Below are 12650 nucleotides of genomic sequence, written 5' to 3' on the forward strand. Positions count from 1 at the left end.
AATGTCGTTGCTTGATCATTTTACTATCCAATTAGATGAACTAAAACAACACGGCAATTTCAGACAGTTCACTCAAAATGTACAGCATGAGCGTTTTATTACGATTCAAAATAAAACGATGCTGAACCTAGCTTCAAACGATTATCTTGGCCTAGCTGCGGATGTAAAACTTCGTGAAGAGTTTTTAGAAAATTTTCCAGTCGAACGTAGCTATTTTAGTTCTTCGTCATCACGTTTATTAACGGGTAATTTTGAAGAATATGAAAAATTAGAAAATAGCCTAAGCCAAGCATTTGGTGGTCGGGCGGCACTATTGTTTAATAGTGGCTACCACATGAATATCGGTATTTTGCCAGCTGTTGCCGATGGGAAAACTTTAATTTTGGCTGATAAGCTGGTTCATGCGAGCATGATTGACGGTATACGTTTATCTGGTGCGCAGTATGTACGTTATCGCCATAATGATTTGCAGCACCTAGAACAACTTCTGCAAAAATATCATGATGATGAAAAGATTGAGCGAATCATTGTAGTGACTGAAAGTATTTTTAGTATGGATGGTGATGAAACTGATTTAGCTGCTTTAGTGCAGCTAAAAAAACGCTTTGCCAAAACGATGCTCTATGTTGATGAAGCACATTCAATTGGTGTGCGTGGCGAACAGGGTTTAGGGTGTGCTGAACAATACAATGTCATTCACGATATTGATTTTTTGGTGGGGACATTAGGTAAAGCACTAGCAGCAGTGGGGGGATACATTATTTGTCACCCAATTATTAAAGACTATTTAATTAATAAAATGCGTCCGCTTATTTTCAGTACGGCTCAACCGCCGATTGTGATGGCTTGGGCAGACTTTATTTTTCAAAAAGTATTAGTTGCTCAATCTCAGCGTGAACATTTAAAAAATATTAGCCAATATCTTCAACAAGCTGTTGTGCAAAAGGGTTATGTAAGTCCATCGACCAGCCATATTATTCCAGTCATTGTGGGAGAAAGTCAGGCTGCTATCGATAAGGCAAAGCAGGTTCAGCAAAGTGGTTTTTATGCCATGCCTGTGCGTCCACCAACAGTACCTAAAAATAGTTCGCGTTTGCGTATTTCTTTAACGTCAATGGTACAGCAACATGAGCTTGAAGAATTGGTGAGTTTTCTGTGAGTCTGAATAAAAACTTGGTTGCCCAACGTTTTGCTAAAGCGGGGCAAAGCTATTCAGAGCATGCAATTGTTCAAAAACAAATTTGCCAAAATTTAACGGTTTTACTCCAGCAGTTTTGCCCTACAACGATGTCACGTGTCTTTGAAATTGGTTGTGGTTCTGGCAATTTAACTCGTCTTATTGCTGCATCTTTTCAGATTGAAGAGTTAATTTTGAATGACTTGTATGCAGATGTGCAACAGCACTTTAACCATCAAGAAAATTTGAAATGGTTGATTGGTGATATTGAAGCTTTAGATTTTCCGCAGCAGCTCGACATGATCCTTTCTGGTTCGGCTTTGCAGTGGATGCAAGATTTACCTCGTGTACTTCAACATTGTCATACTGCTTTAAATGAAAAAGGCTGGTTATGTTTTTCAACTTTTGGGCCAAGAAACTTAATCGAGATTAAAGAATTAACAGGGCAAGGTTTAAGTTATTGGTCTATTGAAAATTGGAACAATGCCTTAACTTTGGCGGGTTTTGAAGTTCTGCATTTGTCTGAGTCAGAAGCCCAGCTCTATTTCGATACACCTAAAGCTGTATTGCAGCATTTAAAAGCAACAGGTGTGACAGCAACCGCACGGCATCGCTGGAATAAGCAAACTTTACAACAGTTTTATCAAGATTATGATCGGTTTAAGCATGCTGAGGGATATTTCTTAACATATCATCCGATCTATTGTATTGCCCGGAGAATTAAGTAAATGAGTGGTCAGATCTATTTTGTGAGTGGGATTGATACCGAAATTGGTAAGACCTACGCTACAGGCTTTTTAGCAAAATTATGGACTGAGCAGGGTAAAAAAGTAATTACCCAAAAACTCATTCAGACGGGTAATGCTGATATTTCTGAAGATATTGAAAAGCATCGTGAAATTATGGGGCAGGGTTGGTTTCAAGAAGATCATGACAAGCTCACCATGCCGGAAATTTTTAGTTATCCTGCTTCGCCTCATCTGGCAACACGCCTAGATAACAGAGAAATTGACTTTCAAAAAATTGAAAATGCAACACAAACACTAGCTGAGCGTTTTGAGATTGTTTTACTCGAAGGTGCTGGTGGATTAATGGTGCCATTAACTACAAGTGTACTCACCATCGATTATATTGCTCAGCACCAGTTCCCCGTTATTTTAGTAACATCGGGTCGTTTAGGAAGTATTAACCATACTTTACTTAGTCTTGAGGCGCTTAAGTCTCGTGGGTTGAAATTACAAGCATTGGTATATAACCTAAAAGATGAATCAAAAGATCCATTAATTTCTCAAGATACGTCAAATTACTTGAAAGACTATTTAGCAATTCATTTCCCTGAAGCTGAGTGGATTGAGTTGGCAAAAATGAATTAATTTAAAATAGGCTATAAAAAAACCGCTCTTATAAGAGCGGTTTTTTATGCATTATTTAATATTTTAGAATTTCTTAGAACCACGGTTAAAACCAGTCGATTTGCGTTGGTTACCAGTATTCACAGGAGCTTCTTTTTCATCATCGCGACGTTGTTGACGCAAGAAACCGCCACGACGAGCTGCCATTGGCTTTTCGGTCATACGGTCAGTACGACGTTTTGCCATACCAAATAAACCTGTGCCTTGACGTGGTTTTAATTCAACTGATTTTGCTAGATTATCGATATCAGTTTTATCGAGTTCCATCCAGCGGCCAGTACGTAATTCGCGTGGTAAAATAACTGTACCGTAGCGTGTACGCAATAAGCGGCTTACTTTAAGTTCTTGTGATTCAAAAATACGACGAACCTCACGGTTACGACCTTCTTTCACCACTACTTGGTACCAGCGGTTAATACCTTCACCACCAATTTCTGAGAAAGACTCAAATTTAGCTGGACCATCTTCAAGCTCTACACCAGTTACCATTTTTTGGCGTATTTTAGGCGTTACTTCACCCATAACTCGAACAGCATATTCACGTTCAATTTCATTTGATGGGTGCATTAAGCGGTTAGCAAGCTCACCATCATTTGTGAATAGTAATAAACCAGTACTGTTAATATCTAGACGACCTACCATTACCCAGCGGTCATTTGCAATTTGTGGTAAATGATCAAATACGGTTGGGCGTTTTTCAGGGTCATTACGTGAACAGATTTCACCCTCTGGCTTATAGTAAATCAATACACGGCGACGAATTTCGTCTTCAATTTGAAACTGAACTTTACGGCCATCAATGCGTAATTCATCGCCTGGTTCAATGCGCTCACCCACTTGGGCAACACGGCCGTTCACACTCACGCGTCCTGCGGCAATAACCTCTTCCATATATCGGCGGGAACCTAATCCGATCCGCGCTAATACTTTTTGCAATTTTTCACTCATGACAGCACAACCTTAGACATAATGATCAACAGTCCACCTCTTTATGATTTCGGTGCATTCGCATCGAGGGCCATAAAGGCTTCCTTGGCGTTCTGTAGGGGAGGCAATTGGCCTAGCGAAGCTAGACCAAAAGCATTCAGAAACTGAGGCGTTGTAATTAGCAACGCAGGTCTTCCGGGTAAATCTCTAAAACCGGCTTCTTTAATCCAGTTCCAGTCAAATAGTGTTCTAAGAATCTGACTATTATTAGACACACCACGAATTTGTTCAATATCAGCACGGGTAACCGGTTGATGATAAGCAATGACAGCCAGTGTTTCTAGTAATGAAGGCGACAGTTTTGTTGGTCGCTCTGGCCATATTTGCGCAATAATACTACGATATTTAGATCTTACCTGAAAGCGAAACCCTTGCGCTGTTTCAATCAACTCAATAGATCGGCCATGTTGTAATAGCGCGAGCTGTTGTAAAAGTTGACGAAGCTGTTGTTTATTATACTGATTATTAAATGCTTCTTTTAAACGGGCAATTGAAACAGGTGCTTCACTGGCAAAAATAATTGCTTCAAGTTGTAATAAGACTTCGTGATGAATGTCAGCTAATGACAAATCACTATTATTTTGTTCAAAGCTCATATTGAAGATCCTTGAATTGCAAGGGGAGCTTCAATACCAGAGGCAATAATTTTAACTCGCTGTTGTCGGGTTAACTCTAAAACAGCCATAAAAGTTACAACCATTCCCATGCGACCTTGCAAAGGATTGAGTAATTCTTTAAAACTTAACACGTCACCAGACTCTAATTTCTCTTCAATATATGCAATGCGTTCTTCGAGTAATACAGGCTCTTGAGCCACGACATGAATAACGGGTTCTGGGCGGTTAAATACACAGAACAACGCATCATGTAATGCTGAAATATCGTAGCCTTCATAAACAGGAGCAATATGACCTAAGCTTACATTTGCACTGAATGTATCACGCTCAAGAATTGGCATTTGACCTAAACGCTCAGCTGCTTGCTTAATGCGTAGATAGGTTTCAAGTCGATCAATAAGTTCCTGTTTAGGATCTTTTTCAATACTTATAACCGTAGGTTTTGGCAAAAGTAGACGAGATTTCAGGTCAGCCAATAAAGCTGCCATCACCATATAATCAGCAGTCAGCTCAATATTTAACGACTTCATACTATCCATATAGGTTAAATATTGAGTTGCTATAGGAGCAATATCGACTTGAATTAAATCAAAACCGTTTTTTTGAATTAGATATATTAAAAAATCTAGTGGGCCTTCAAACTGTTCGAGCAAAATCTCAAATGCAGCAGGAGGTATATAGAGATCTTCAGGAATCTTGTCATGCCACTCATCTAAAACACGGATGTGTGGAGCGTCTTCCATGGATTGATGAAGTGATTGATTCATTACGATTATAAGCCACGCGAATTTTCAAAAGCATGAGACTTGTTATTCAAGTCAAAGAGAGCTGTAAATAGAAGAACAGCAGATAGTGGAAATCATTCTAAATGAATTGTGCCTTTTAATAAATTACTTAACGACTAAAGTGTAAAAAAAATCCAAAATAAATAAAGAGTATTTTTTTGAGTGATAATACTTTTTTTAAAACTATTGGTAAAAATTGTAAGTGCTTATTCAAAAGCACTTACATCGCCAATACCACGGCGAATAATTTCAGGATGTTCACCCGATAAATCAACAATACTTGTGCTTGTTAAAGTACCAAAACCACCATCAATAAATACATCAATTCGTTTATCTAATTGATTTTCAATATCGTATGGATCGTCTAGGGGATCTTCTTGTCCTGGTAAAATTAATGTACTGGTGAGTAGCGGTTCACCAAGTTCTTTTAATAGAGCCTGACAAATTGGGTTACTTGGAATACGTAAGCCAATGGTTTTCTTTTTAGGGTGCATCAACCTACGAGGAACTTCACTGGTTGCAGGTAAAATGAAAGTCGTAATGGCTGGGGTATTGGCTTTCAATAAACGATAAGTTGCATTATCAACTTTTGCATAAGTTGCAATATCAGATAAATCACAGCACATAATGGCATATTGATGCTTAGGCCCTAAACCGCGAATCTGCGCAATACGTTCCATAGCATTTTTATTACCGATCTGACAGCCAATTGCGTAGGCAGCATCGGTAGGGTAAACCACAACATCTCCGGCACGAATGCGTTCAACCGCTTGGCTAATGAGGCGTTGCTGTGGATTTTCAGGATGTACATGTAAATGCATCATATTTTGGAGACTCCATCACGCCAGTGTTAAAAATAATTATTAGGCTTTTTAAATGAACTAGACAAGTAGTGAACGTAGTTTTTTTGTCAATTAATCAAGGAGTTCACGTTTGAATTCATTTAATTGTAATGGTGTACCCGAACGTGTACATTGGCAAATAAAACCAATAAATGCTGCTGCATCACGTGGCAACTTAGCTTCACTTGAAAAGTAACGTTGTACTTGAGCATAAACATTATCTTTAAATATTTTTCCATCTCCGCCGTCACCTGTCAGGTTATCAAGCGAGACTCTAAACTTTCTACCAAAAGACTGAGAGAACAACCATTCAATTGCCTGCGGCTTAATTTCTACTTGTTCAAATAGACTTTGTTGTTCTTGTGTACGGCCATCAGGTGCATACCAATATCCTAAATCAGGTAATAGGCGGCGTTTTTCACCAGCAATCGACCAATGACTGATTTCGTGAAGGGCGCTGTTAAAAAAACCATGGGCGAATTGGATTTTAGCAGCGCCCTGATTTGTTGCCGGGAAATATTCTGGTTCAAAATCTCCACGAACTAATGTCACATTATGGTGGGAAAACCAGTGATTAAAGTGTAAAATAAGCCAATCGACTTGCTCAGACTCTGATTTTGAGCTTGACCATGGTGAGAGTTGCACCGTGTCAGGTACAAGAGTGTTCTGATGAGTTGAATGGGTGCAAACGAGTAATGAAGAGTTAACTTCAGGTTGCGGCTGCAACAGGTGCATTGCTTAATTTACCCCGAGTTCTGTCTAAAGAAGTGCAAAATTGTATCTTAATCTTTGACAGAGTACCGATGAATTTGTAGAATTGCCGCCTTAATTATGTCAGCAAATACCTTTCCGGCACAGATTGAGCCGTTTAAATGGGCTGAACAAGGCTTTACATGGTCAGGTAAACTGCCCTTGTCTCGCTTTGCTCGTATCGCTCGTGAAGCTGTTGGATCAATTGATAACCAATTGATCAACATAGACTGTAAGCTATCAATGGATGCATATCATCGCATTGTGTGGATGGATGGTCATATGGACACGAAAGTTCCAATGGAGTGCCAACGTTGTTTGGAACCTGTTGAAATGCCTCTTGTCTTAGACTTTCATATTGCATTAATGGATGATGAGTCACTGATAGAGCGCTTGGATGAGGATGCTGATTTCATCGTTTTAGGTGAAAGTGAGTTTACGACGAAAGGTGATTATGATACGCCAGCCTCGATTAACTTGCTCGCACTACTAGAAGATGAACTGTTATTGTTGGTGCCTTTATCTCCCAAGCATGATGCTTGTGAAAATAAACATCAACCTACCATTCAAAATGTTGTTGAAGAAAAACGGGATAATCCGTTTGATGTTTTGGCAGGTTTGAAGGGTAAACTTAACTCATAATTTGTGATATAATTGTGAGATAAGACAACTGAATTTGTTCTGATCCATTTTTTCGATCTTTGTAAGGAGCCATCATGGCCGTTCAGCAAAACCGTAAAAGTCGCTCTCGCCGTGACATGCGCCGTTCACATGACGCTTTAACCGAGAATGCATTAACAGTAGACCAAGCAACTGGTGAAACTCATCGTCGTCACCACGTGACTAAAGACGGTTTCTACCGTGGTCGTCAATTATTCGCTAAAGCAGCTGATGCTGAATAATTGTATGATATGCATTAAGCGTGATGCTTAAGTATAGAAAAAATGGGAGCGAAAGCTCCCTTTTTTTGTTGTTTTTCGCAATTATAAAAATATAAATAACATGTTAAATTTCCGCTCCAGAAATGAGTGAAAACCCAAAAAAGGATTTCTTATGTCTGCTAAACGTCTTGAACAAGTAGCTTTAGCCACAAAAACTGCGTTTGTGTTTCCAGGTCAAGGTTCACAAAAAGTCGGTATGCTTGCTGAACTAGCAGAACAGTTTAGTGGGGTTGGGCAAACCTTTGCTGAAGCTTCAGATGCGCTTGGATTCGATCTGTGGCATATCGCGCAAAGTGGTGAAGGCCTCAACCAAACAGAAAATACCCAACCTGTGTTATTAACTGCCAGTATCGCTCTATGGCGTGTATGGCTTGATTTAGGCGGTCTGGCACCTAAGTATCTTGCAGGACATTCTCTAGGTGAATACAGCGCTTTGGTTGCTGCAGAATCTATGAGCTTGGCAGATGCAGTGAAACTCGTGAATTTGCGTGGCAAACTCATGCAAAGTGCTGTTCCTCAAGGGGAAGGGGCTATGGCTGCAATCCTTGGTTTGGCTGATGAAAAAGTGGTTGAACTTTGCCAAATCGTGAATGCAGAAGGTCAAGGTTCAGTAGAAGCTGCAAACTATAATTCACAAGGGCAAGTCGTGATTGCTGGAAGTACAGCATCTGTACAACAAGTGATGGCTTTGGCAAAAGAGCAGTCTGCTAAGGCAATTGCTTTACCTGTGTCGGTTCCTTCGCATTGTTCATTGATGAAACCTGCTGCTGAAAAATTTGCAGAAGCTTTGGAACAAACTGCCATTGAGCTGCCTACCATACCTGTAATACAAAATGTCAACGCGGGAATAGCTACCGATGTTGCTCAATTGCGTCAGGCGTTAACTGCTCAATTGTACCAATCTGTACAATGGACAGACACGATGCAGTTTTTACAAGACCAAGGTATTCACTACGTTGTTGAGTGTGGGCCTGGTACAGTATTGAGTAATCTCGCGAAGCGTTTACCAAATATAGAAAAAGCTTTTGCTATTGATAGCAAGAGTAAAATGGAAGATGCCCTAAATGCTGTTTTAGTGGCAGAAGGAAAAATTGCATGACACAAGAACGCAAAGTTGCATTAGTAACGGGCGCGAGTCGGGGCATTGGCGCTGCAATTGCCCAGCAACTTATTCAAGACGGTTATTTTGTTGTAGGTACTGCGACATCTGAATCTGGTGCACAAAAGTTAAGTGAAAGCTTTGGTGAGCAAGGTGCAGGTTTAGCTCTCGATGTGCGTAATCTCGATGAGATTGAAGCAGTCGTTTCTCATATTGAACAGAACTATGGCCCTGTGCTTATTTTGGTTAATAATGCGGGTATCACGAAAGACAATTTATTGCTACGTATGTCAGAAGATGATTGGGATGACATTCTCAACATTCACCTTAAAGCAGTATATCGTTTATCTAAACGTGTGCTTAAAGGTATGACAAAAGCGCGCTTTGGCCGCATTATTAATATTAGTTCTGTTGTTGCACATTTTGCAAACCCAGGTCAGGCGAACTACTCTGCTGCAAAAGCAGGTATTGAAGCGTTTAGCCGTAGTCTTGCAAAAGAGATGGGTAGCCGCCAAATCACTGTGAACAGTGTGGCACCAGGCTTCATTGCAACAGAAATGACAGATGCACTTAGTGAAGAAATTCGCAAAAAAATGAGTGATCAAGTGGCTTTAAATCGCTTAGGCGAGCCACAAGATATCGCAAATGCGGTGAGTTTCCTTGCAAGTGATAAAGCAGGTTACATTACCGGTACGGTATTACATGTAAATGGTGGTTTATACATGGCCTAGGGCTAATGTATAACTTTTAAAAATTTTTATATTCAATTAAACTAGTGGCAAATCAAACGCCACGAGCAATGAGGAGAATTCCTGTGAGCGATATCGAACTACGCGTTAAGCAAGCAGTTGCAGAACAACTTGGTCTTAAAGCTGAAGAGATTAAAAACGAAGCATCTTTTATGGATGACTTAGGTGCTGACTCTTTAGATTTAGTTGAACTTGTAATGTCTTTCGAAAACGACTTCGACATCACTATCCCTGATGAAGATTCAAACGAAATCACTACAGTTCAATCTGCAATTGACTATGTAACTAAAAAACTTGGTTAATTCGCATATTGCTGAATAAAAAGAAGGCCACCGTAAGGTGGCTTTTTTTATTTGAGTAAAATAAAAGAGATACATATTTTTACAAGATCAACCTCAATTGATAGCAGAGGCTTGTCTTTTTTGAAGTATAACAATAAAGGTCAGTTTAATGACTTTACTATAAACAATAATATGAGGACTAAAAGATGGGTCTTTTTGATTTTGTAAAAGGTATTGGTAAGAAAAATACCGCACCAGCAGAACCACAACCAGCTCCGGCAACACCAGCAGAACCTTCTGCACAAGAAATCGCGAATAAATTATTAGGATTAATTAAAAGCTTAGGCCTAGGGGTAGAGGGTTTATCTGTAACGTATAACGGTGCAACTGATACCGCAATCATTAAAGGACAGGTAAAAAGCCAAGCGGATAAAGAGAAAATTATTCTTATTGTTGGGAATATTGATCATGTTGCACAAGTAGATGATCAAATGACCGTTGCAACTCCTGAACCAGAAAGTAAATTCTACACAGTAAAATCTGGTGATAACCTTTCAAAAATTGCGAAAGAATTTTACGGTGATGCGAATCAATACCAAAAAATCTTTGAAGCAAACAAACCAATGCTTAAAGATCCAGATGAAATCTTCCCAGGACAGGTTTTACGTATTCCTCAATAATTGAGAGTAATAAAAAAAGGCGCTTTTAGCGCCTTTTTCTTTTTCTAGAATCTTTTTGGTATTTTTTGCCCATTTGCTACCGGAGTCTCGGCGTTCTTTAAAACACCGAATAACCATGTTTCAGCATGTTGAACTGCAATTTTTAAAGAATCACCTAAAGCCAAACGACCAGCAATAAAACTGGCTAAAGAACAACCTGAGCCGTGATACTCACCATCTAAGCGGGGGCAACTACTACTCGCCGCAAGTTCACCATTAATATATAAACTATTTTTAATATAATCTGGTGTATCTTCGTGTCCACCTTTGACTAAGACAGCTTTTGCGCCCATTTCAAATAGCTTTTGCGTTGCTTGTTCTAAGTCATCGACACCCGTGAGAGCACGTAATTCGACTGTATTTGGAGTAATAATAGTGGCTAGGGGAATAAGCTCAACGAAAGCTTTGACAAGAGTTGCTTGATCACCTAAAGAACCCCCGCTGTTTGCCACCAAAACAGGATCGAGTACATATTGATATTCTGGATTGGCACGAAGAAACTCCGCTAAAGCAGCAATGTTATCTGTGGTGCCAAGCATGCCTGACTTAACGCATTTAATGGGCAAATCACCTACAACTGCATTTGCTTGAGCTAATAATAGTTCTTTTGGGGTTGCTTCGAAGCCAAATACTTGTTGTGAGTTTTGTATGGTGAGGGCTGTACATGCAATTGCTGCATGAGCACCACTTTGTCCAATCGCTTCAATATCAGCTTGTAAACCTGCACCACCTGAAGGGTCTAAACCCGAGAAACAAAGTACGGTTGGACGCACGGTTATTTCCTTTTCAATTTAAATTTACGTTAGTATAAGAGAGTTTGATTAAACTCTCGACCAATTGAATTAAATACTTTACTGGGTTAATGATTGAATGGCTATAAAACATATTTTGATTGATTTGGATGGAACACTAACCGACCCAAAAGTTGGTATTCATACTTCAATTCGTTATGCAATGGATAAGTTGGGCTTTCCATTGGCTGCCGATTTAAATATTGACTGGACAATTGGGCCTCCTTTAAAAGCCTCATTAGCAAAACTATTAGCCACTCAAGATGATGCTTTGGCTGAACAAGCCTTACTTGCTTATCGTGAGCGTTTTTCAGTTACAGGTTTATTTGAAAATGAAGTATATCCATCAGTTGCGCAAACACTTAATGCATTGAAAGAAGATGGGTATCGTTTATTCGTCGCAACCGCTAAACCAACTATTTATGCAAAACGTATCTTAGATCATTTTGACTTAAGCCAATATTTTGTAAATATTTATGGTAGTGAGTTAACTGGGGAACGTACCAATAAAGCTGAACTTATTCATTATATTCTTGAGCGTGAGCAATTAAACTCAGAAGAATGCTTAATGGTAGGTGACCGTCAATATGATGTTTTAGGTGCTCGCCACAATGGTATTGAGGCGGTCGCTGTGACTTATGGTTACGGAACACCAGAGGAACTTAAGCAAGCGCAACCTAAAGCAATGATTACGCAATTTTCTGAACTTTTGGAATATGTCGAAGATCAGGCAACACAAAAGAAAGTATCTTAAATATTAGTAAATTTTAATGTGAAGGTTTGGCTTTTATCTAAAGCCAAACCTTCTTTTTATTTAAATACCGTGTTGTTGGCGGTATTGAACAAGTTCTTCAATCGTAATCACGGTTAAGTGATGAGTTTGGGCATATGCCAAAACTTGAATACCTGATGCCATCGTGCCATCTGGGTTGGTTAATTCGCATAATACACCAGCAGGTTTAAGCCCAGCCAGTCTTGCTAGATCAATTGTTCCCTCAGTATGACCTCTGCGAGTCAGTACTCCTCCAGTACGTGCACGTAAAGGAAAAACATGGCCTGGACGGTTAAGATCACTTGGAACAGCACCATCTTTAATTGCAGTTTGAATGGTAGTAACGCGGTCTTTAGCCGAAACACCTGTCGTAACACCTTGGGCTGCTTCAATAGTCACTGTAAAAGCGGTATGAAACTGGCTTGAGTTTTGAGAAACCATTGGTGGAAGTTCTAAATGATCTGCTAACTCTTCTGTCAGGCATAAACATACAATACCTGAGCCATCACGAATCATACGTGCCATGGTTTCAACAGTTAGAGTTTCGGCTGCAACAATTAAATCTGCTTCATTTTCACGATCGAAGTCATCCATAACCAAGACAGGTTTGCCTTGACGGATATCTTCTAATGCTTGTTGAATACGTTGTTCAGCAGGAGAGAGGGCTGAGAAAAAAAGTTCTGGTTGAATTAAGCTAGACATAATGAAACGCTCTCGTAAAAATACGG

17 protein-coding genes are annotated in these 12650 nt (G+C 39.6%); 10 read left to right on the forward strand and 7 right to left on the reverse strand.

What is annotated here, in order from left to right:
• Window position 1: 1 nt before the first annotated feature.
• Genes ASF86_RS16790 through bioD form a run of 3 tightly spaced genes read left to right on the forward strand, consistent with a single transcriptional unit; the run spans window position 2 to window position 2550 of the window.
• Entirely contained in the window at window positions 2-1159 is a 1158-nt protein-coding gene (locus ASF86_RS16790; RefSeq protein ID WP_056483873.1) for an 8-amino-7-oxononanoate synthase, read from the forward strand.
• A complete protein-coding gene (gene bioC, locus ASF86_RS16795; RefSeq protein ID WP_056483876.1) occupies window positions 1156-1905 on the forward strand; it encodes a malonyl-ACP O-methyltransferase BioC in 750 nt (249 codons plus the stop codon). The genes ASF86_RS16790 and bioC overlap by 4 nt, the downstream gene beginning before the upstream one ends.
• Window positions 1906-2550 (forward strand): dethiobiotin synthase, encoded by a 645-nt coding sequence (gene bioD / locus ASF86_RS16800; RefSeq protein ID WP_056483879.1) that lies wholly within the window; start codon window positions 1906-1908, stop codon window positions 2548-2550.
• A gap of 63 nt (window positions 2551-2613) precedes the next feature.
• Here the strand turns inward: bioD and rluB are convergent, their stop codons facing one another.
• The 5 genes from rluB to ASF86_RS16825 all read right to left on the reverse strand — a co-directional run bounded on the left by rluB (window position 2614) and on the right by ASF86_RS16825 (window position 6555).
• Window positions 2614-3537: a 23S rRNA pseudouridine(2605) synthase RluB gene (gene rluB, locus ASF86_RS16805; RefSeq protein ID WP_003653361.1), complete on the reverse strand. Its 924-nt coding sequence runs from the start codon at window positions 3535-3537 to the stop codon at window positions 2614-2616.
• A 41-nt stretch (window positions 3538-3578) separates the two neighbouring features.
• Window positions 3579-4172: an SMC-Scp complex subunit ScpB gene (scpB, locus tag ASF86_RS16810; RefSeq protein ID WP_004641560.1), complete on the reverse strand. Its 594-nt coding sequence runs from the start codon at window positions 4170-4172 to the stop codon at window positions 3579-3581.
• Complete coding sequence (locus ASF86_RS16815; RefSeq protein WP_016802315.1) at window positions 4169-4960, reverse strand: segregation and condensation protein A; 792 nt, start codon at window positions 4958-4960, stop codon at window positions 4169-4171. The genes scpB and ASF86_RS16815 overlap by 4 nt, the downstream gene beginning before the upstream one ends.
• Window positions 4961-5184: 224 nt before the next feature.
• A complete protein-coding gene (locus tag ASF86_RS16820; RefSeq protein WP_003653356.1) occupies window positions 5185-5802 on the reverse strand; it encodes an L-threonylcarbamoyladenylate synthase in 618 nt (205 codons plus the stop codon).
• Between the two features lie 90 nt (window positions 5803-5892).
• Window positions 5893-6555 carry an elongation factor P hydroxylase gene (locus ASF86_RS16825; protein WP_056483882.1) on the reverse strand — a complete coding sequence of 221 codons (663 nt, stop codon included), beginning with the start codon at window positions 6553-6555 and terminating at the stop codon, window positions 5893-5895.
• Between the two features lie 96 nt (window positions 6556-6651).
• On the opposite strand from ASF86_RS16825, the gene ASF86_RS16830 reads away from it, so the two are divergent.
• The 6 genes from ASF86_RS16830 to lysM all read left to right on the forward strand — a co-directional run bounded on the left by ASF86_RS16830 (window position 6652) and on the right by lysM (window position 10320).
• Window positions 6652-7212 (forward strand): YceD family protein, encoded by a 561-nt coding sequence (locus ASF86_RS16830; RefSeq protein ID WP_003653352.1) that lies wholly within the window; start codon window positions 6652-6654, stop codon window positions 7210-7212.
• 74 nt (window positions 7213-7286) lie between these two features.
• A complete protein-coding gene (gene rpmF / locus ASF86_RS16835) occupies window positions 7287-7472 on the forward strand; it encodes a 50S ribosomal protein L32 (protein WP_000290730.1) in 186 nt (61 codons plus the stop codon).
• A gap of 151 nt (window positions 7473-7623) precedes the next feature.
• Window positions 7624-8610 carry an ACP S-malonyltransferase gene (gene fabD, locus ASF86_RS16840; RefSeq protein WP_005042715.1) on the forward strand — a complete coding sequence of 329 codons (987 nt, stop codon included), beginning with the start codon at window positions 7624-7626 and terminating at the stop codon, window positions 8608-8610.
• Window positions 8607-9341 carry a 3-oxoacyl-ACP reductase FabG gene (fabG, locus tag ASF86_RS16845; RefSeq protein WP_003653349.1) on the forward strand — a complete coding sequence of 245 codons (735 nt, stop codon included), beginning with the start codon at window positions 8607-8609 and terminating at the stop codon, window positions 9339-9341. The genes fabD and fabG overlap by 4 nt, the downstream gene beginning before the upstream one ends.
• 83 nt (window positions 9342-9424) lie before the next feature.
• Window positions 9425-9661 carry an acyl carrier protein gene (gene acpP, locus ASF86_RS16850; RefSeq protein WP_004641570.1) on the forward strand — a complete coding sequence of 79 codons (237 nt, stop codon included), beginning with the start codon at window positions 9425-9427 and terminating at the stop codon, window positions 9659-9661.
• A 185-nt stretch (window positions 9662-9846) separates the two neighbouring features.
• Window positions 9847-10320, forward strand: a complete 474-nt coding sequence (gene lysM, locus ASF86_RS16855) for a peptidoglycan-binding protein LysM (RefSeq protein WP_004641572.1) — start codon at window positions 9847-9849, stop codon at window positions 10318-10320.
• 44 nt (window positions 10321-10364) lie between these two features.
• Here lysM and ASF86_RS16860 read toward each other — a convergent pair whose 3' ends face one another.
• Window positions 10365-11132, reverse strand: a complete 768-nt coding sequence (locus ASF86_RS16860; protein ID WP_017392283.1) for a hydroxymethylpyrimidine/phosphomethylpyrimidine kinase — start codon at window positions 11130-11132, stop codon at window positions 10365-10367.
• Window positions 11133-11229: 97 nt separating this feature from the next.
• Between ASF86_RS16860 and ASF86_RS16865 the strand changes: the two genes are divergently transcribed.
• Window positions 11230-11904 carry an HAD-IA family hydrolase gene (locus tag ASF86_RS16865; RefSeq protein ID WP_005042712.1) on the forward strand — a complete coding sequence of 225 codons (675 nt, stop codon included), beginning with the start codon at window positions 11230-11232 and terminating at the stop codon, window positions 11902-11904.
• Between the two features lie 60 nt (window positions 11905-11964).
• Here the strand turns inward: ASF86_RS16865 and ribB are convergent, their stop codons facing one another.
• Window positions 11965-12624, reverse strand: coding sequence for a 3,4-dihydroxy-2-butanone-4-phosphate synthase (ribB, locus tag ASF86_RS16870; protein ID WP_017392282.1), 660 nt, complete (start codon window positions 12622-12624; stop codon window positions 11965-11967).
• Window positions 12625-12650 lie beyond the last annotated feature (26 nt).

The organism is Acinetobacter sp. Leaf130 (assembly GCF_001423205.1).
GTDB lineage: Bacteria > Pseudomonadota > Gammaproteobacteria > Pseudomonadales > Moraxellaceae > Acinetobacter > Acinetobacter calcoaceticus.